The following is a 19,083-nucleotide window of genomic DNA, read 5'->3' as shown; positions in this document are numbered from 1 at the left end:
ATGCTATCCGGCTCCGATGTGGACCCGTGCGCGAGCTCAGTTGTCGCGCTTCTCCTTGATCTTCGCGGCCTTGCCGCGCAGCTCACGGAGGTAGTACAGCTTCGCGCGACGCACGGCGCCGCGGCTGACGAGCTCGATCTTCTCGACGATCGGGGTGTGCACCGGGAAGGTGCGCTCCACGCCGACGGAGAAGGAGACCTTGCGGACCGTGAAGGTCTCGCGCACGCCGGCACCCTGGCGACGGATGACTACGCCCTTGAACTGCTGGACACGGGAGCGGTTGCCCTCGATGACGCGCACGTGGACGTTGACGGTGTCACCCGGGCGGAAGGCCGGGATGTCGGTGCGCAGCGAAGCGCTGTCGACGGAGTCGAGCAGGTTGGCCATGATCGTCTGCTTTCTTCACTGATGCCACAGGTCATCAGCGGGAAGTTCGTGATGAGGATTCGATAGCTGTTCGCGTCGGGCGGGCGTCGTTCCCCCTGTGGCAGGGGCGCGCGCTGGACGTACAGCAGCGGCCTATTCTTCCACGGCCTGGGGGTCTCGCCCAAATCGGCCGTCGGGACCCGGGCGCCACCCCAGGATCGAGAGCATCTCCCGGTCCTTCTTGTCGAAGACGGCGGGGTCGCAGCGCTCGATCAGGTCGGGCCTGTTGCGGACCGTGCGCCGCAGCGCCTCGTCCCTGCGCCAGCGTGCGATCTTGCCGTGGTGGCCGCTGATGAGCACGTCCGGGATGCCATGACCGCGCCACTGCGGAGGCTTCGTGTAGACGGGGCCTTCGAGGAGGTTGGCCATGGCGCCGGGCGCGAAGGAGTCGTCGCGGTGGGACTCGGCGTTGCCGAGGACGCCGGGCAACAGCCGGGCCACTGCTTCGGTGACGACCAGGACGGCCGCCTCGCCGCCGGCGAGGACGTAGTCGCCGATCGACACTTCGTAGACCGGCATCCGGGTCGCGTACTCGTCCATGACGCGGCGGTCGATGCCTTCGTAGCGCGCGGGCGTGAAGACCAGCCAGGGCCGCTCGGAGAGCTCGACGGCTAGCTCCTGGGTGAAGGGCCGCCCGCTGGGCGTGGGGACGACCAGGACGGGCCCGTGGGCCCCGGCCTCGTATCCCTCGGCGAGCACCTCGTCGAGTGCCGCGCCCCAGGGGTCGGTCTTCATGACCATGCCGGGGCCGCCGCCGTAGGGGGTGTCGTCGACCGTGTTGTGGCGGTCGTACGTCCACTCCCTGAGGTCGTGCACGTTCACGTCGAGCTGTCCACGCGCGCGTGCCTTGCCCACGAGGGAGACGTTCAGGGGTTCCAGGTACTCGGGGAAGATCGTGACGACGTCGAGCCGCATCAGGCGTCGTCCCCCGAGGGCCTCTCGTCCGAAGGCTCCTCGTCGTCCCTGGCCGAGGCGATCTCCGCGCGGTCGTCGATCAGGCCGGGCGGCGGGTCGATGATCGCCCGCTGCTCCTCCAGGTCGATCTCGGTGACGATCGACTCCACGAAGGGGATCATCACCTCGCTGCCGTCGGGCCGCTCCACGATGAACAGGTCCTGCGAGGGCAGGTGCGAGATCTCGGTGATCCGGCCGACCTCGAGCCCTTCCTTGGTGACGATGTCGAGGTCCATCAGCTGGTGGTCGTAGTACTCGTCCTCGTCCTCCGGAAGCTCTTCCGGATCGACCTCCGCGATGAGCAGCGTGTTGCGCAGCGCCTCGGCGCCCGTGCGGTCGCGTACGCCCTCGAAGCGCAGCAGGAGGCGGCCGCTGTGCACCCGGCCGGTCTCGATGGTCAGCGGCCCCGTGGAGGCGGGGTCGGTGGCGAGTACGGCGCCGGGGCCGAGCCGCAGCTCCGGCTCGTCGGTCCGCACCTCGACGGTGACCTCACCCTTGATGCCGTGGGCGCGGCCGATCCGCGCGACTACCAGCTGCACTGCTTTCTCTCCTGTCGTGTGCCTGCGGAAAGGGGCCCGCAGGCGCCTACAGACGACTACGGGCCGGGGAAGGCCCAGAAGCCCTCCCCGGCCCGTGCCGGTGCTACCTGTGGTTCAGTGAACCTGGTCCACGTCGACGAGGTCGACGCGGACACCGCGGCCGCCGATGGCGCCCACGACGGTCCGCAGAGCGCGTGCGGTACGGCCGTTGCGGCCGATCACCTTGCCGAGGTCGTCCGGGTGGACCCGGACCTCGAGCACACGCCCCCGGCGCAGGTTGCGCGAGGCGACCTGCACGTCGTCGGGGTTGTCGACAATGCCCTTCACGAGGTGCTCGAGAGCCTCCTCGAGCATGCTCAGGCCTCGGTCGACTCGGTGGACTCGGCCTTGGCCTCGTCCGCCTTCTTGTCAGTCTTCTTGGCCTTCTGGGTGATGGCCTCACCCTTGGCGTCGTCGCCCTCGAGGCCCTTGGTGAAGGCCTCGAACGCGGCGCGCTTGTCCTTGGGCTCGGCGACGAGCAGCGGCGCCGGGGCCGGAAGGCCCTTGTGCGCCTGCCAGTCACCGGTGAGCTTCAGGATCGCCATGACCGGCTCGGTCGGCTGAGCGCCGACGGAGAGCCAGTACTGCGCGCGCTCCGAGTCGACCTCGATGCGCGAGGGGTTCTGCACCGGGTGGTACAGGCCGATCTCCTCGATGGCCCGACCATCACGGCGGGTACGGGAGTCGGCGACGACGATGCGGTAGTGAGGCGACCGGATCTTGCCCAGACGCTTCAGCTTGATCTTGACTGCCACTGGAGTGGTGTCTCCTGGTCTTGACGTGGTTGGGCACAACGAGATGCCACGTGGGGTTGCGGTACTCGGGGTGCCCGATGGACGCGTCAGCCGGAGGCGAGAGGGTTCCTATGCGGCTGTCGAGTACAGCTAGCCATTGTGCCATACGTCGCCGGAGCGTCCGAACCCGGTCCGGGCGCCCCCGCGACGCATCCCCAGCTCAGCCCGTCAGCCCGCAGCGGCGCCGACCACTTCCGGGATACGGAAGGGCTTGCCGCAGCCGCCGCAGACGATGGGCGCCTGGGCGAGCACCGAGGGGACCACGCGGACGTTGCGTCCGCAGTCGCAGACCGCCTTGACGCGGACGCCACCCCCGGAGGAGCCGTGCCGGGCGGCCGGGCCCCGGAAGCTGCGTGCCGTGTCGGCGGCGGTCGCCGCGGTGTGCGCCTTGAGGGCGCGCTGGAGCCGCTCGATCGTCGGGCGGTAGCGCTTGCGCGCCTCGGGGTTGAGCGTGACCAGCGAGAAGCCGCTGCTGGGATGCGGCTCCTCGGGGTGGTCCAGGCCCAGCTCCTCGGCGATGGCGAGGAATCTGCGGTTGTGATAGCGGCCCGCGCGTGAGGTGTCGCGTACGCCGCGTGACGCGGCGATGCCATGGACTGCCTCGTGGAGCAGTCGCTCGAAGGAGAGTGCGGCGCCGCAGGCGGACGACGACTCTCCGATCAGGGATTCGGGCGCGGCAAGATCGGGCAGCTCGGGGTGGTGCCGCTGAATATCGGCCCACGCCTGTGCCAGCTCTGCGGCGAGAACAGGTGGTGTCGTGCTCACGTCGTGAACAACGAGCCGGGATGCCCAGGGGTTCCATTCCGGGGCATCCCAAATAATTTGCACGTACCCGTCAGTTGCCATTGATGCGTCCGGACGAGGGCGGGTGCGCTGATCTGCCCAGAAGCCTCGCAGCTCATGGCAAGCCGGTACGTAGTGGCGCGTACGCCCGCCCGTCTCCCGCCGCCACCCTCAAGGGGACTCACCGGGTCTCGTGTTGCCTCGGCAGGCGTACGGGCCGAGAACGACCGCGCCGGTACCGGAGGCGCCCGTGTCAGTAAGCGCGGGCCACCACAGCGACGTTACCCGGGGTCTCATCGGCGTCCGGCACCGCCCCGTCCTCCGTGACCAGACACCGTACGGACACGGAGTGCTCCGCGAGCTTCGCCTCGCCCTCCGGACCGAGCGTGGCCCAAGGGATGCGTGCCCAGCCGCCGGCGGCCGTGGCCTCCACGGCGGCCCGCACCGTGGTGACGTCCGAGGTGCGGGACTCCCGCCGTTCGCGGGCCTGGTCGAGGAGCGACCGCTGGTCCTCCTCCAGGAGGGTGGGCAGCAGCGCCGCCAGGGAGTCGATCGCGACCGGCTCCTTGCCTCCCCTGCTGTGCGGGTCCGAGATCCGGCGGGCCACCATCGCGGTGCCGTTCTCCAGGTCGCGCGGGCCGACCTCGACGCGCACCGGCACTCCCTTGAGCTCCCAGTCGACGGCGCGGCGTCCGAAGGGGATGTCCGTGCGGTCGTCGACCTGGACGCGCACGCCGGCGGCCTTGAGGCGGTCGCCGATCTCGCGGACCGCGGCGAGCACGGCGTCGTCGCCCTTGATGGCGAGGACGACGGCCTGGACCGGCGCGAGGCGCGGCGGGACCCGCAGGCCGTCGTCGTCGCCGTGCATCATCACCAGGGCGCCGATCATCCTTGTCGTACTGCCCCAGGAGGTCTGCCAGACCAGCTCCTGCTTGCCCTCCTTGGACAGGTACTGGGTGTGGAAGGCCCTGGCGAAGTTCTGGCCGAGTTCGTGACTCGTGCCGAGCTGGAGGGCCTTGCCGTCGCCCATCATGCCTTCGAGCGTGAGGGTGTTGACGGCGCCCGCGAAGCGTTCCTTGGCGGTCTTGCGGCCCAGCACGAAGTCCATCGCGAGGACGTCCCGCATGAAGGCCCCGTAGACGTCACGGTGGATGCGGGCCGCGAAATCGCGTGCTTCCTCGTACGTGGCGTGGGCCGTGTGGCCCTCTTGCCAGAGGAACTCCGACGTCCGCAGGAAGAGCCGGGGCCGCAGCTCCCAGCGGACCACGTTGGCCCACTGGTTGATCAGGAGCGGCAGGTCGCGGTAGCTCTGCACCCACTTGGAGAAGTACTCGTTGACGATCGTCTCGGAGGTCGGGCGGATGACGACCGGCTCCTCCAGTTCCTTGCCCCCGCCGTGCGTGACGACGGCCAGTTCGGGGGCGAAGCCCTCGACGTGCTCGGCCTCCCTGGTCAGGTACGACTGGGGGATGAGGAGAGGGAAGTACGCGTTCTGGGTACCCGTCTCCTTGATGCGGGCGTCCATGTCCTGCTGCATGCGCTCCCACAGGCCGTAGCCGTACGGCCTGATCACCATGGTGCCCCGCACCGGACCGTTGTCGGCCAGCTCGGCCTTGTTGATCAGGTCTTGGTACCAGCGCGGAAAGTCTTCCGCCCGGGGCGTGAGTACGGGTGCCTTAGCCATGGCGCGCATGGTACGGCGGGCCTCCGGAGCGCGTGAATTGAATTCTTCCGGGGCTTCTTCAGGGGGCGCACGACGGTGGCACGCAAGCATTGCCCCACAACCTCTGGACGCCACGACGGATGCGGAGTTCTCTGGCATACGGGGGGAGTGCGAGCGCACTGCACGGGGGCGGACGAACCGTTTGAATACGACACTCCAGCAACTCTCGGCGGATTGGGGCGCTTTCGATGTCACCTACACTCGCGCAGCCGCACCTCCCCCGCGCGGGCACGACCCCCCGCGGCGTGGACCGGTGCGCACGCGCGCGTGACTGGGCGGAAATCCAGGAACGGATGCTGGTACCGCTCTATGAGGCGGTGTACGAACGACTCGACGTAGGCGGCGGAACACGGCTCCTCGGTCTCGGCTGCGGTTCCGGGCTCGCCCTCCTGATGGCGGAATCCCGGGGCGCGTCGGTCACCGGTGTCGACGCCTCGGCGCCCGAACGGCTCGCCCTGGCACGCGAGCGCCTGCTGCCGGAAACGGACTCGGACGCACGGCGGCACCGCGGCACCCGGCTCGTCGAGGGAGGGCCGGCCGATGTCTCGGGGCCGGATGTGCCCCTCTTCGACATCGTGACCGCGTTCCAGCCGATCGGCTGTGTGGCGGGCGACTCCGAGGGCCTCTCCGGCCTCCTGGAGTCCACCGTCCCGCTGACCGGACGCGGCGCCCCCGTGGTGCTCGTCGGCTGGGGTCCGCCGGAGCGCTGCACGACCTCTTCTGTACTGAAGGTGGCGACCAAGCTCGCCGACCCCCTTCGCAGTACGGGAAGTTGGCGTCCCGCGCTCCGTGACGACCTGGAGGAGGTCGCCCAGCGGGCGGGCCTCAAGCCGGACGGCTCGGGACGCGTGGCATGCCCCTTCGGGTACGCGGACACCGAGAGCGCGGTCCGCGGTCTGCTCTCCACCGGGCTGTTCGACGCGGCGGTGGGCGCGACCGATCAGGTTCAGGTCGACAAGGAGCTGACGGAAGCCCTGCATCCGCACAAGCGGCGGGACGGGACCGTGTGGATGCCGAACGTGTTCCGGTACTTGATCGCACGTACGCGATAGGGGCGTACGCCTAACCGGTGCCGAGCGCCGTTCGCAGGCGATCGAGCAGCACCCTGGCCGCCGGGCTCGCGGGCCCGCCCGTGCGCCAGGCCAGGGCGATCCTGCCGCGGGGCCGGGGATCGGTGATCTCCAGCGTCCGCAGTCCGTATGCGGCCGCCGTACGGGGTTCGAGAGCGGGGAGGACGGCCACGCCCATCCCGCGGACGACGAGTTGCACGAGGACCTGCGGGGCGGCCGCCTCGAAGGCCACACGGGGCCGGATGCCCGCCTGCGCGCAGGCTCGGTCGAGCACGCCGCGTACGCCGGTGCCGCGCGGCAGGGTGATCAGCGGGCGGTCGCGGAGAGCGGCGAGCGGAACGGTCGTACGTCCCTGGGGAGCAAGGAGGTCGTCCCCCGGGAGCATGACGGCCACCAGGGCTTCGTCGATGACCAGCCGCAGGGAGATGCCCGGCGGGGGTTCCTCGTCCGTCAGGCCCAGGAGGGCGATGTCGAATTCGCCGCCGCGCACTGCGGCCAGCATCCGGTCCGAACTGTCCTCGGTGAGGGCGATCTCGACCGCGGGGTGGTCGTCGTGGAAGTCGGCGAGGACGGAGACCACGTCGAACTCCTGGGTGGCGGCGCCGGACACCAGGCCAAGGGCGATCTGACCGCGGAGCAGTCCGGTGAACTCGTCCGCGGTGTGCCGCACGCCTTCGACCGCGGCGAGCGCGGCCCGCGCGAACGGCAGGACGGCCTCGCCCACCTCCGTCAGGGTCACCGTCCGCCCCGACCGGTCGAGGAGTTGCTGCCCGAGCTCCTTCTCCAGTTGCCGGACCTGGGCGCTCACGCCCGGCTGGGCCAGGTGCAGGCGGGCGGCGGCGCGGGTGAAGTTGGCCTCCTCCGCGACGGCGACGAAGTACTGGAGCTGGCGAAGTTCCATAACTGTCCATGCTAGCCGCGAGAAGATCCAGCTCTTGGACTTATGGCCAGGCGGTCGACACCCTGGATGAGTGGACATCAGAACCGCTGTCGCCGCCGAACGCCGTGATCTCGCCGCCCTTCTCGACGACCTGTCGCCCGCGCAGTGGGAGGCGCCGAGTCTGTGCGCCGGGTGGCGGGTACGGGAAGTGGCGGCCCATATGTCGCTGGGCTTCCGGTACTCGCTCCCGAGGACGCTGGCCGAACTCATCAAGGCGCGCGGGAGTCTGCACCGGATGACCGACCGGTGCGCCCGCAAGGACGCCGCCGACCACTCGACCGGTCAGCTCGCCGACTTCCTCCGGAGCAACGCGGACCATCCCTGGCAGCCACCCTTCGCCGGGATCGAGGGGGCGCTGGGCCACGACGTGGTGCACGGCCTCGACATCTCGGTGGCCCTGGGACTCGACCGCAGGGTTCCCCTGGACCGCGTACGCGTGCTTCTTGAGAAGGTCACGCCCAAGAGCACCAAGTTCTTCGGGGCGGACGTCGGCGGCGTGCGGCTGTGCGCCGCCGATCTCGACTGGAGTTACGGCACCGGGCCCCCGTTGACCGGCGCCGCGCAGGACCTTCTCCTCGTCCTGTACGGCAGGAAGCTCCCCCCGGGCCGCCTCCGAGGGGAGCCGTGGAGCCGCTTCGCCACCGAACCGGCCTAGTCGGCGTCTTTGGTGAGTCGGGTGATGCCGGCGACTCGGTAGGCCGCCTCTTCCTCCAGGGTTTCGTTCTCCAGGAGTGCGGCGGCCAGGGCGTCCAGTTGCCCCCGGTGGTCCCTCAGTTGACGGCAGGCGCTCTCGTAGCACTCGTCGACGATCCGCCGCATCTCGTGGTCGATCGTGTCGAGGGTGACGGGGGCGGCCGAGAGACCGTAGGCCTGCTGGGCGTCGCTCGGCAGCGCGGAGAGCCGCCCCACGCGCTCGCTCATGCCCCAGCGGGCGACCATGCCGCGGGCGATGTTGGTGACCTGTTCGAGGTCGCTCTCGGCACCCGTGGTGATGACACCGAAGACGACATGCTCGGCCGCCATGCCGCCCAGGGCGCCGACGATGCGGCCGCGCAGATACTCCTCCGTGTACGCGTACTTGTCGGCGTCCGGCGTCGAGAGCGTGACGCCGAGCGCGCGCCCCCGGGGCACGATGGTGATCTTGCGGACCGGGTCGGCGCCGGGCTGCAGCATGCCGAGCAGGGCGTGTCCGCTCTCGTGGTACGCCGTGCGCCGCCGCTCCTCGTCCGGCATCACGAGCGGCCGCTCGGCGCCGAGCTGGACCTTCTCCAGTGCCTCGGAGAGGTCGGCCTGCGTCACTTCCTTCTGCCCCCGCTTGACGGCGAGCAGGGCGGCTTCGTTGGCGAGGTTGGCGAGTTCGGCGCCGGTCATCCCCGGTGTCGTACGGGCGACCTGGGCGAGGTCGATGCCGGCCGCCATCGGGATCTCACGGGTGTGGATCTTGAGGATGGCCTCGCGTCCGCCGCGGTCGGGCGGGCTGACGGTGACGACCCGGTCGAAGCGGCCGGGGCGGGTCAGGGCGGGGTCGAGGATGTCGGCGCGGTTGGTGGCCGCTAGGACGATGACACCTTCGGAGCCGGAGAAACCATCCATCTCGGTGAGGATCTGGTTGAGCGTCTGCTCGCGTTCGTCGTGTCCGCCCATCCCGCTGCCGCCACCGCGCGCCCGTCCGATGGTGTCGATCTCGTCGATGAAGATGATGGACGGCGCGACTTTCCGTGCCTCCGCGAAGAGTTCGCGTACGCGCGATGCGCCTACGCCCACGATCATCTCGATGAACTCCGACGCGGACGCCGAGAAGAAGGGCACTCCGGCCTCACCGGCGACGGCCCGCGCGAGCAGCGTCTTTCCGGTGCCGGGCAGACCCGCGAGCAGCACGCCGCGCGGCATCTTGGCGCCCATCTCGCGGTAGGCGGCGGGGTTCTTCAGGAAGTCGACGACGTCACTGAGCTCCCCCTCGACCTCGTCGATGCCCGCCACGTCCTCGAAGGTGGTGCGCTTGTCGCCGGGTTCGAGCTCCACCGGCTTGGGCGGGGCCTTGCGGCCCAGCATGCCGCCCGCGCCGCCGCCCATGCCCGAGCTCATCCGCCGGGCGATGAAGATCCACAGGAAGACCAGGAGCAGCATCGGGGCCAGCGAGATGAGCAGGTTGGACAGGAAGCTGCGCTCCTGGACGACGGGCTCGGCGGTGACCGTGACGTCGTGCTTGGTCAGGTCGTCCCAGAGCTTGTCGTCGGCGAAGGCCGGCCGCTGGGTGATGAACTTGGAGTACTTCCCCTTCGCGTCGCCCGGCTTCTCCTGCTCCTTCTTGAGCTGGCCCTGGATCGCGTCGCCCTTGGAGTAGATCTTCGTGACGTTCCCGGAGTCGACCTGCTTGCTGAACTCCGTGTACGAGATCGTCGGCTCGTCGCCGTCGTTGAAGAAGGAGAGGACGATGTTGGCGATGAGGTAGACGATGAGCGCGGTGAGGATGAGCCCGCCCCACCCGCCCGGCATCTTCTTCTTCGGCGGTGGTGTGGGCGCGGGCGGTGGTGCGCCCTCGGAGCGCCATGGCTGGTCGGGCGCCCGGCGCGGCGGCACAGGGTTGCTCATATCCGGACGTTACGACACAAACAGGGGCTGGGCATCTACTGCTGGGCGTCCGCTCCGAAAACGCCCGGGGCGCCCCTCTCGGCAGAGGGGCGCCCCGGATGACGTACGCGAGCTGAGCGTCAGCCCATGAACTTCTTGAACTCGTCCGGCAGCTCGAAGTTCTGCCCCTGCTGCCCCGCGGGGAGGCCGAAGGCGCCGCCTTCCTGGCCGGCCTGCTCACGGCGGGCCGCGGCCTCCTGCTCCTCCTGCTTGCGCTTCATCGGGTTGCCCGACTTCCGCTTGCCCTTGGCCTGCTTCTGCTTCTTCTTCTGCTTGCCGGGGCCGCCGCCCATGCCCGGCATCCCCGGCATGCCCGGCATTCCGCCGCCCTGGGCCATGCGCGACATCATCTTGCGGGCCTCGAAGAAGCGCTCGACGAGATTCTTGACGGCGCTGACCTCGACGCCGGACCCCTTGGCGATACGGGCGCGGCGGGAGCCGTTGATGATGGTCGGCTCGTGGCGCTCACCCGGCGTCATCGACTTGATGATGGCGGCGGTGCGGTCGACGTCCCGCTCGTCCAGGTTGTTGATCTGGTCCTTGATCTGCCCCATGCCGGGCATCATCCCGAGCAGCTTGCTGATGCTGCCCATCTTGCGGACCTGCTCCATCTGGGCCAGGAAGTCGTCGAGCGTGAAGTCCTTGCCCTTGCTGCTCGCCAGCTTGGAGGCCATCTGCTCGGCCTCTTGCTGGGAGAAGGTCTGCTCGGCCTTCTCGATCAGCGTGAGCATGTCGCCCATGCCGAGGATGCGGGACGCCATGCGGTCCGGGTGGAACGCGTCGAAGTCGTCCAGCTTCTCGCCGTTCGAGGCGAACATGATCTGGCGGCCTGTGACCTGCGCGATCGACAGGGCGGCACCACCACGGGCGTCACCGTCGAGCTTCGACAGGACGACGCCGTCGAAGCCGACGCCGTCACGGAAGGACTCCGCCGTGTTGACGGCGTCCTGACCGATCATGGCGTCGACGACGAAGAGGACCTCGTCCGGGCTGACGGCGTCGCGGATGTCCGCGGCCTGCTGCATCAGCTCCTGGTCGATGCCGAGGCGGCCCGCGGTGTCGACGATGACGACGTCGTACTGCTTGGTCTTGGCGAACTCGATCGAGTCCTTGGCGACCTGGACCGGGTCGCCCACGCCATTGCCCGGCTGGGGGGCGTAGACGCCGACGCCCGCGCGCTCGGCGACGACGGCCAGCTGGTTCACGGCGTTGGGACGCTGCAGGTCGCACGCGACCAGGAGCGGCGAGTGGCCCTGACCCTTCAGCCAGAGGCCGAGCTTTCCGGCGAGGGTGGTCTTACCGGCACCCTGCAGACCGGCGAGCATGATCACGGACGGCGGGTTCTTGGCGAACCGCAGGCGTCGCGTCTCGCCGCCGAGGATGCCGATGAGCTCCTCGTTGACGATCTTGATGACCTGCTGGGCGGGGTTCAGGGCCTGGGAGACCTCGGCGCCGGCCGCGCGCTCCTTGATCTGCTTGATGAAGGCCCGGACGACGGGAAGGGCGACGTCCGCCTCGAGCAGGGCGATGCGGATCTCGCGCGCCGTGGCGTCGATGTCCGCCTCGGACAGGCGGCCCTTGCCCCGGAGGTTCTTGAATGTCGCTGCGAGGCGGTCGGAGAGAGTGTCGAACACGGCGGTCGCGAATCCTCGGGTCGAAGGGGCGCCCCCCGCTCGCGCGGAGCTGAGCGTGGGGGAGGGCGGATAGGTCGCCCTCCAGGGTATCTGTCCCGCCGGGCGGGCGGGCGCGCAGGAGCGGGGCGGGCTTTCGTCACCCCGTGACGGGGTGATCGCTTTGCCTGCCGGTCCCTGGCAGTGGTCCTGCCGAACGGGCCTCTCCCAGCCGTAACCCCGCATCCACCCCTGAACGAACAAGCTCTCAAGCCCACCCGCCCGATTGCCCCGCAGCGACAAGGGATGGGTGGGCAGTGGGTGCGCGAGCCGCGTGACGGGCGAGGTGGGGGACGAGGCCAGCCCCTCCCCCCCTACCCCCGCAACCCCTCCTCCACAGCCCGAGCCACCCCCGCAGCCCGCTCCCCCGACAGCGGCGCACCCTCCCCCGTCACGTAGAACGCGTCCACCGCGTTCGCCCCCAGCGTCGACACATGCGCACTCCGCACCACCACCCCCGCCGATTCCAGCGCCCGGCCGATGCGGTGCAGCAGGCCCGGTGCGTCCTGGGCCCGTACCTCGATGACGGTGGCGAGACGCGACCCCGCCGAAGCCACGGTCACCCGGGGTGGAGGCGCGACCGTCCCCCGGCGTCTCGGGTACGCCGCGTCGCGCTCCGCGAGCCGTGCCGCGATGTCCAGCGAGCCGTCAAGGGCCCGCACCAGGTCCGCCCGCAGCCGTGCGGCCTGCGGCAGGGAGCCGTACTCCGCGGCGACCCGCCAGTTCAGGAGCAGCACCGAGTCCTCGAGACCGGACGGCAGTCCCACCCCCCGCAACTCCGCCGTCCGTACCGTGAGCCGGTGCATGGCGAGCACCCCCGCGACGGCGGACAGCACGCCCGGCTGGTCCGGCACCGCGATGACCAGCTCCACGCCCAGCGGCTCCGGGTCCCCGGCCGGCTCCTCGGCGGCCACCCCCTCCGTCTGCGCCCGCAGGGCCAGCACCGGCCCGCCCGTACGGAACGCCTCCACCGCGAGGCGCTCCTGCTCGGCGGTGGGAGCGATGTCCTCCGATCCCGGCGGCTCCTCCCCGGAAAGCACCGCCCCGACCCGCTTCACCAGATCCGCGACGAGCGACCCCCGCCAGGTGGACCAGGCGGCGGGGCCGGTGGCCAGGGCGTCCGCCTCCGTGAGCGCGTGCAGCAGTTCGAGGGTCCCGGTCGAACCCACCGCGTCCGCCACTGCCCGTACCGTGGCCGGGTCGTCGAGATCCCGGCGCGTGGCCGTCTCGATCAGCAGCAGGTGGTGCCGCACGAGGGTCGCGAGGACCGCGACATCGGCCCGGTCGAAGCCGATCCGGGCGGCGACGTCCCTGGCGATGATCTCCCCGGCCTCCGAGTGGTCCCCCGGCCAGCCCTTCCCGATGTCGTGCAGCAACCCGGCCACCAGCAACAGGTCGGGCCGCCCCACGCGCCGGGTCAGTTCGGAGGCCTGCACCGCCGTCTCCACCAGATGCCGGTCGACCGTCCACGTGTGGACGGCGTTGCGCTGCGGCCTGCACCGCACCCGCTCCCAGTCCGGCAGCAGCCGGGTAATCAGCCCCTCCGCCTCAAGGGCCTCCCACACCTCGACCGTCGGACGCCCCGCCCCGAGCAGCGTCACCAGCTGCTCCCTCGCCTCGGCCGGCCACGGCGTGGGCAGCGGCCGCACCGCCGCGGCCATCCTGCGCACCGCGTGCAGCGACAGGGGCAGCCCCGCCTGGGCCGCGGCCGCGGCGGCACGGAGCGGCAGCACGGGGTCCCGCTCGGGCCGGGCCGCCCGGGCGAGGACGACCTCGCCGTCCTGCTCCACGACCCCCTCGGCCAGCGGCGAACGCTCGGCCACCGCCCCCTTGCCGCCGCCCAGCATGGCCCGCAGCCGAGGCCGCACGGACCGGGACCGCAGCACCCTGCTCACCTCGCGCCACGTCACGTCACTCGCGTACGAGACGGTGCGCGCGGACTCGTACACCTGACGGAGCAGTGCGTCGGCGTCCAACAGGCCCAATTCCACGGCCACTTGATCCTGTTCCTGCAGCGCGAGCCGGTCCGTGGCCCGCCCCGTGGTCAGGTGCAGCGCGTCCCGCACGTCGAGGAGCCGCCGCCGGGCATCGGAGAGCCCCTCACGCGGCGCGTCGGCCAGCCAGGAGGCGGCGACGGCCCGCAAGGCGGTCGCGTCCCTCAGTCCGCCCCGGGCCTCCTTCAGGTCCGGCTCCAGGAGGTAGCTCAACTCCCCCTGCCGCTCGGCCCGTTCCTCGCACAGCTCCCGCAGCTCGGGCAGCCGCTTGGGCGCGAGGTTGCGCCAGTCGGCGAGCACCGCGGTGCGCAGCCCGGCGGTCAGCCCGAGATCCCCCACGACGTGCCGCGCGTCGAGCAGCCCCAGCTGCACCTTGAGGTCCTCGCCCGCGGTCCTGCGCGCCTCCGCGGGCGTACGCACGGAGTGGTCGAGCGCGAGCCCGAGATCCCAGATGGGGTACCAGATGCGGTCCGCGAGGGCCGCCACCTCCCCGGCGTCCGCGCTGCCGTCGTGCAGCAACAGCAGGTCGAGGTCGCTGCGCGGCGAGAGCTCTCCCCTGCCGTACCCGCCCACGGCCACCAGTGCGGCCCCCCGTGGCGCACCCGCGGCCGTGAAAAGGCCGGTCAGCCAGTCGTCCGTGAGGTCGGCGAGGGCCGAACGGCGCGGCGGCCCGGACCGCGCCTCCCCTTGCAGGAGGCGCAGCCGGGCCGCCGCATAGCCGCTGGGTCCGGAGTCTTCCGATTCCGATTCACTACGTACGTCCACACTCGTCACCCAGCAGCTCCTGTCAGTCCCGCTCAGTCCCGCTCAGCCTCTGGTAGCTCAGCCCTTGCCGACCGAGCTCACAACGCATCAGGCCCACGCTCGCCGGTCCGCACCCGCACCGCCGTCTCGACCGGAACGCTCCAGACCTTGCCGTCCCCGATCTTGCCGGTCCGGGCGGCCTTGACCACGACATCCACGAGCTGTTCGGCGTCGTCGTCCTCGACCAGGACCTCGATCCGGATCTTCGGCACGAGGTCGACGGTGTACTCCGCGCCACGGTAGACCTCGGTGTGGCCGCGCTGGCGGCCGTAGCCGCTGGCCTCGGTCACGGTCAGGCCCTGGACGCCGAAGGCCTGGAGGGCCTCCTTGATCTCGTCGAGGCGGTGCGGCTTGACGACCGCGGTGATGAGCTTCATGCGTCCACCCTCTTGTTCTTCTCGTTCGCGGCCTTGCCTGCGTCCTGGGCCGGCGGGCCGGGCGCGGCTGCGGTGCGGGGCGCGGTGCCGCCGCCCGCGCCACTGAAGTCGTACGCGGTCTCGGCGTGCTGCACCTGGTCGATGCCCGCGACCTCCTCGTCCTCGCTGACCCGCATCCCGATGGTCTTGTCGACCAGGAAGGCGAGGATCGCGGAGGCGATCATGGAGTACGCGAGGACGGCGCCGACACCGGCGGCCTGCTTGCCCAGCTGTTCGAGGCCGCCGCCGTAGAAGAGGCCCTTGGCGTCGGACTGGACGCCGCCGGTGGCGAAGAAGCCGACGAGCAGCGAGCCCACGACACCGCCGACGAGGTGGACACCGACGACGTCGAGGGAGTCGTCGTAGCCGAACCTGAACTTGAGGCCGACGGCCATGGCGCAGAGCAGACCGGCGATGGCTCCGACGGCGATCGCGCCGAGCGGCGAGACGGAGCCGCCGGCCGGGGTGATCGCGACGAGTCCGGCGACGGCGCCCGAAGCGGCACCGAGGGTGGTGAACGCGCCGTGCCGGATCTTCTCGTAGGCGAGCCAGGCCAGCATGGCCGCGGCGGTGGCGACCTGGGTGTTCAGGAACATCATCGCGCCGACGCCGTCGTCGTTGCCCAGCCACGATCCGGCGTTGAAGCCGAACCAGCCGAACCACAGGAGTGCGGCGCCGAGCATGACGAGCGGCAGGCTGTGCGGCCGCATCGGGTCCTTCTTGAAGCCGACGCGCTTGCCGATGACCAGGATCACGCCGAGCGCCGCGGCGCCGGCGTTGATGTGCACGGCCGTACCGCCGGCGAAGTCGATGACGCCGAGCTCGAAGGCCCAGCCGCCCGTGCCCCACACCCAGTGCGCGACCGGGAAGTAGACGATCGTGGCCCAGAGCGCGACGAACAGCGCCCAGGCGGTGAACTTCACGCGGTCCGCGAGCGCGCCGCTGATCAGTGCGGGTGTGATGATCGCGAACATCAGCTGGAAGACGGCGAAGACATAGACCGGGATGGTGTAGCCGTCCCACAGCTCGGTGAGTCCGATGCCGCTCAGGCCGACGTAGTCGTTCGACCAGCCGAAGAGGCTGCCGTGGTCGGTGCCGAACGCGATGGAGAAGCCGTACAGCACCCAGAGGATGGTGACGATCCCCAGGCTGATGAAGCTCATCATCAGCATGTTCAGTGTGCTCTTGACGCGAACCATGCCTCCGTAGAAGAAGGCGAGTCCCGGTGTCATGAGCATCACCAGGGCGGAACAGATGAGCAGGAACCCTGTGTTGGCGGCAGACAGCTGCGGGGCGTCTGCGGCGATCGTGATGCCTGGGGGCATCGGCGTCTCCTCGTCGTCGTATGCGGCCCGTGCGGGCGGGGAGGTGGGGCCTCCCCTGCTCGACAAGAGCTAGGGGAAGGGGGTGGGCCGTTATGCGCCATGAGATTGGCCCAGCGCCGTTTCAGGGGGCGCCCCTCGATGTTTCGCCGCAGTGACGAAGAGGTCGTGCGTGTTACGCGTCCATGAACTGCCGGGTCAGGCGGGGCGCGGTTTCATACCCTGCGCACACCGAAAAAACCGGCCGCGGCGGCCATCCGATTGACCTGGCGTGGGGGAGCCGAGTCGGGCAGTTCGGGATGGACCGGCCGCGGCCGGAGTTCTGGTGGGACGCCGTCAGACAGCCTCCGCGGTTTCGGGCATGTCGATGGCGAGCTGGTCGGTCAGCTGCACGACCTCGGCGATGTCGCCGAAGTCCCGCACGGCGGTGTCCACGGTCTTGCGCAGGCGGGTGTTGACCCGCTCGGAGCGGACCTTCTTGGCGATGGTCAGGGCCTCGTGCGCGAGGACCGTGCTCTGCTCGGGCTCACGCTGGAGCAGGTGAACCGTGGCCATCCCGATGAGGTTCAGTGCGTACGAACGCTGATGCTCGGAGTCCTTGCCGAAGAGCTCGACGGCACGCTCCATGACGGGCTCGGCGAGTGAGGCGTACGTCGGGCTGCGGCCGGCCACGTAGGCCAGGTCGCGGAACGAGTGGGCGTTCTCGCCGTTCAGCTCGGCCTCGGAGAAGAAGCGGATCCAGTCGGGCTCGGGCTCGTCGAAGTCGGCGGCGTCGGCGAAGGTGTCCTCGGCCATGCGCACGGCCCGCTTGCACTTGCCCGGCTGGCCCATGCTGGCGTAGGCGCGGGCCTCCATCGCATACAGCATGGCCTGGGTGCGCGGGCTCGCGCAGTCACGGCTTCCGTACTGCGCGAGGTGGATCAGTTCGAGCGCGTCGTCGGGCCGTCCGAGGTGGATCATCTGGCGGCTCATGCTGGAGAGGATGTACGAACCGAGGGGCTTCTCGCCGGCCTCCTTCGCGGCGTGCAGGGCCAGCACGAAGTACTTCTGGGCGGTGGGCTGGAGACCGACGTCGTAGCTCATCCAGCCGGCCAGCTCGGCCAGTTCGCCCGCGACCTTGAAGAGCCGCTTGGACGTGGCCTCCGGCTGGGGCTCCTGCAACAGGTCCGTCACCTCGTGCAGTTGGCCGACGACCGCCTTGCGCCGCAGGCCGCCGCCGCACTGCGCGTCCCACTGCCGGAACATCACGGTCGTGGACTCCAGGAGGTCCAGCTCCGGCCTGGAGAGCTTGCCGGGCCTGCGGGAGGGGGTGGACGGCTCCGGGTCGCCGACCGGGGTCGTGGGTCCCGGGACCAGCCAGCGCTGCATCGGCTCGATGAGGGAGGGACCGGCGGAGAGCGCGAGCGAGGTGCCGAGGAAACCGCGCCTGGCCAGCATCAGGTCGCTGCGCGAGAACTCACTGATGAGCGCGACGGTCTGGGGCCCGGTCCAGGGCAGGTCGACGCCCGAGACGGACGGCGACTGGTGCGCGGCGCGCAGCCCGAGGTCCTCGACCGCGACGACGCAGCCGAACCGCTCGGAGAACAGCTCGGAGAGGATGCGCGGGATGGGCTCGCGGGGGTTCTCGCCGTCCAGCCAGCGCCGCACCCGTGAGGTGTCGGTGGAGATGTGGTGCGCGCCCAACTGCCGTGCCCTGCGGTTGACTTGCCGCGCCAGCTCGCCCTTCGACCAGCCGCTGCGCACGAACCAGGAATTGAGCAGTTCGTTGGGGCGCTTCTCAGCGTTCGCACCACTTCCGCCATTGCCGCCCACTGGAACGCCCCCATCCCTCAAGACACTTACGCGCGGTCCCACGCCAAGCCCTACCAGAATGCCGCGCGGCGCGGCCCTCCGTCCGGAGAACGTCACCCATCGAACAGGAAACCGACTTGCCTCCGGCATACCCACAAGTGCACGGCACTCAGGGCCCGTGTACTGAAAGTAATCCTACGATCACCCCTCCGGCGAGGGCGATCGCGGAAACGCCACCATTCGCCACCCCTTCGAATGAACTCCCGGGCCGTGACAAGCGATTGACTTGACAGTGGACGACCGAAGGTGGGCGGAAGGGAGCACTTCGGGGCGCGCATGAACGGGTGCACCCCCTTTTGGCTACCGCGCGCCTGCACAGCCCGCACAAAAACACAGGGTCACGATCCGATTCCGTCACGTAACCACACCGCGCTCGACCCGTTGGAGGGGGCATGGGCTTCACGATCGGCGGCATCCGGGGAACCGACAAGCCTCGCACCGGTTCACGGCGGCGCGGCCGCACGTCGGACTGCACCGCGGTGGCGGAGTACACCGGACTGTGGGGATGGGCCGCGGTCCCCGGCGCACGCGCCCTGGCCGGCCGCTGCTCCTGCGGCGCGGCCGACTGCGCCACCCCCGGCGCCCACCCCCTGGAGTTCGCCCCCGAGGTACCCGCCGGGGCGACGCTCGACGAAGTGACCGAGGCCTGGACACAGTTCCCGGGCGCCGCCGTACTGCTGCCCGTGGGCCGCGCCTTCGACGTCATCGAGGTGGCCGAGGCGGCAGGCCGCAGGGCGCTGGTCCGCCTGGAGCGCATGGGCCTGCCGCTCGGCCCGGTGGCCGCCACCCCGGAGGGCCGCGCACACTTCTTCGTCGCCCCCGGCGCCGCCGCCGAACTCCCCCAGCTGCTCTACCGCATGGGCTGGGACGACGCCGGCATCGACCTGCACGGCCTGGGCCCCGGCACGCACATCACGGCCCCGCCCTCCGACCGCGCGGGCCTCGGCCCGGTCCGCTGGCTCCGCGCCCCGGACCTGGACTCGGCGACGCATCCCCCGCAGGCACGGCTGCTCCTCGGAACCCTGGCGTACGTGGCTCATCGCTCACCGGCGTAGCGTCCGGAGCCCGCACACGAAATGCCCCGCCCCGGCTGCACCCCGGGGTGGGGCATTTCTTCGTGTGCGGCA

Annotated in this window: 17 protein-coding genes; 3 read left to right on the top strand and 14 right to left on the bottom strand. The window is 70.5% G+C overall.

Annotated features, from left to right (window positions below; genetic code table 11):
* Window positions 1–36: 36 nt before the first annotated feature.
* The 7 genes from rplS to proS all read right to left on the bottom strand — a co-directional run bounded on the left by rplS (window position 37) and on the right by proS (window position 5,219).
* Entirely contained in the window at window positions 37–387 is a 351-nt protein-coding gene (rplS, locus tag ACWD02_RS31525) for a 50S ribosomal protein L19 (RefSeq protein WP_160507458.1), read from the bottom strand.
* Between the two features lie 132 nt (window positions 388–519).
* Complete coding sequence (gene trmD / locus ACWD02_RS31520; RefSeq protein ID WP_451216452.1) at window positions 520–1,341, bottom strand: tRNA (guanosine(37)-N1)-methyltransferase TrmD; 822 nt, start codon at window positions 1,339–1,341, stop codon at window positions 520–522.
* Complete coding sequence (gene rimM, locus ACWD02_RS31515; RefSeq protein WP_451216449.1) at window positions 1,341–1,919, bottom strand: ribosome maturation factor RimM; 579 nt, start codon at window positions 1,917–1,919, stop codon at window positions 1,341–1,343. Before rimM ends, trmD begins: the two co-directional genes overlap by 1 nt.
* A gap of 114 nt (window positions 1,920–2,033) precedes the next feature.
* A complete protein-coding gene (locus tag ACWD02_RS31510) occupies window positions 2,034–2,273 on the bottom strand; it encodes an RNA-binding protein (protein WP_030361979.1) in 240 nt (79 codons plus the stop codon).
* Window positions 2,274–2,275: 2 nt separating this feature from the next.
* Window positions 2,276–2,713 (bottom strand): 30S ribosomal protein S16, encoded by a 438-nt coding sequence (rpsP, locus tag ACWD02_RS31505; RefSeq protein WP_451216446.1) that lies wholly within the window; start codon window positions 2,711–2,713, stop codon window positions 2,276–2,278.
* A 207-nt stretch (window positions 2,714–2,920) separates the two neighbouring features.
* Complete coding sequence (locus ACWD02_RS31500; protein ID WP_451216443.1) at window positions 2,921–3,517, bottom strand: hypothetical protein; 597 nt, start codon at window positions 3,515–3,517, stop codon at window positions 2,921–2,923.
* 271 nt (window positions 3,518–3,788) lie between these two features.
* Entirely contained in the window at window positions 3,789–5,219 is a 1,431-nt protein-coding gene (gene proS / locus ACWD02_RS31495) for a proline--tRNA ligase (RefSeq protein ID WP_451216441.1), read from the bottom strand.
* Window positions 5,220–5,446: 227 nt separating this feature from the next.
* On the opposite strand from proS, the gene ACWD02_RS31490 reads away from it, so the two are divergent.
* Window positions 5,447–6,310, top strand: coding sequence for a class I SAM-dependent methyltransferase (locus tag ACWD02_RS31490; RefSeq protein ID WP_451216438.1), 864 nt, complete (start codon window positions 5,447–5,449; stop codon window positions 6,308–6,310).
* A 10-nt stretch (window positions 6,311–6,320) separates the two neighbouring features.
* Here ACWD02_RS31490 and ACWD02_RS31485 read toward each other — a convergent pair whose 3' ends face one another.
* Complete coding sequence (locus ACWD02_RS31485; protein WP_451216436.1) at window positions 6,321–7,229, bottom strand: LysR family transcriptional regulator; 909 nt, start codon at window positions 7,227–7,229, stop codon at window positions 6,321–6,323.
* 70 nt (window positions 7,230–7,299) lie between these two features.
* Here ACWD02_RS31485 and ACWD02_RS31480 point away from each other — a divergent pair, with 70 nt between their 5' ends.
* Window positions 7,300–7,923 (top strand): maleylpyruvate isomerase family mycothiol-dependent enzyme, encoded by a 624-nt coding sequence (locus ACWD02_RS31480; protein WP_451216433.1) that lies wholly within the window; start codon window positions 7,300–7,302, stop codon window positions 7,921–7,923.
* Here the strand turns inward: ACWD02_RS31480 and ftsH are convergent.
* The 6 genes from ftsH to nsdA all read right to left on the bottom strand — a co-directional run bounded on the left by ftsH (window position 7,920) and on the right by nsdA (window position 17,917).
* Window positions 7,920–9,860: an ATP-dependent zinc metalloprotease FtsH gene (gene ftsH, locus ACWD02_RS31475; RefSeq protein WP_451216430.1), complete on the bottom strand. Its 1,941-nt coding sequence runs from the start codon at window positions 9,858–9,860 to the stop codon at window positions 7,920–7,922. The genes ACWD02_RS31480 and ftsH overlap by 4 nt on opposite strands.
* A gap of 119 nt (window positions 9,861–9,979) precedes the next feature.
* Window positions 9,980–11,533, bottom strand: a complete 1,554-nt coding sequence (gene ffh / locus ACWD02_RS31470; protein WP_451216427.1) for a signal recognition particle protein — start codon at window positions 11,531–11,533, stop codon at window positions 9,980–9,982.
* A gap of 350 nt (window positions 11,534–11,883) precedes the next feature.
* The gene (locus tag ACWD02_RS31465) at window positions 11,884–14,337 is read right to left on the bottom strand and encodes a [protein-PII] uridylyltransferase (protein WP_451216424.1); all 2,454 of its coding nucleotides are present in this window, start codon (window positions 14,335–14,337) and stop codon (window positions 11,884–11,886) included.
* Between the two features lie 68 nt (window positions 14,338–14,405).
* On the bottom strand, window positions 14,406–14,744 hold the full coding sequence (locus ACWD02_RS31460; RefSeq protein ID WP_249587501.1) for a P-II family nitrogen regulator: 339 nt from the start codon (window positions 14,742–14,744) through the stop codon (window positions 14,406–14,408).
* Window positions 14,741–16,108: an ammonium transporter gene (locus ACWD02_RS31455; RefSeq protein WP_451216420.1), complete on the bottom strand. Its 1,368-nt coding sequence runs from the start codon at window positions 16,106–16,108 to the stop codon at window positions 14,741–14,743. Before ACWD02_RS31455 ends, ACWD02_RS31460 begins: the two co-directional genes overlap by 4 nt.
* A 333-nt stretch (window positions 16,109–16,441) precedes the next feature.
* Complete coding sequence (gene nsdA, locus ACWD02_RS31450) at window positions 16,442–17,917, bottom strand: transcriptional repressor NsdA (protein ID WP_451216417.1); 1,476 nt, start codon at window positions 17,915–17,917, stop codon at window positions 16,442–16,444.
* Window positions 17,918–18,348: 431 nt separating this feature from the next.
* Between nsdA and ACWD02_RS31445 the strand changes: the two genes are divergently transcribed.
* Entirely contained in the window at window positions 18,349–19,011 is a 663-nt protein-coding gene (locus tag ACWD02_RS31445; RefSeq protein WP_451216414.1) for a bifunctional DNA primase/polymerase, read from the top strand.
* Window positions 19,012–19,083 lie beyond the last annotated feature (72 nt).

This window comes from Streptomyces sp. NPDC002853, from assembly GCF_053591915.1.
This window is presented reverse-complemented; position numbering and strand designations above follow the sequence as displayed.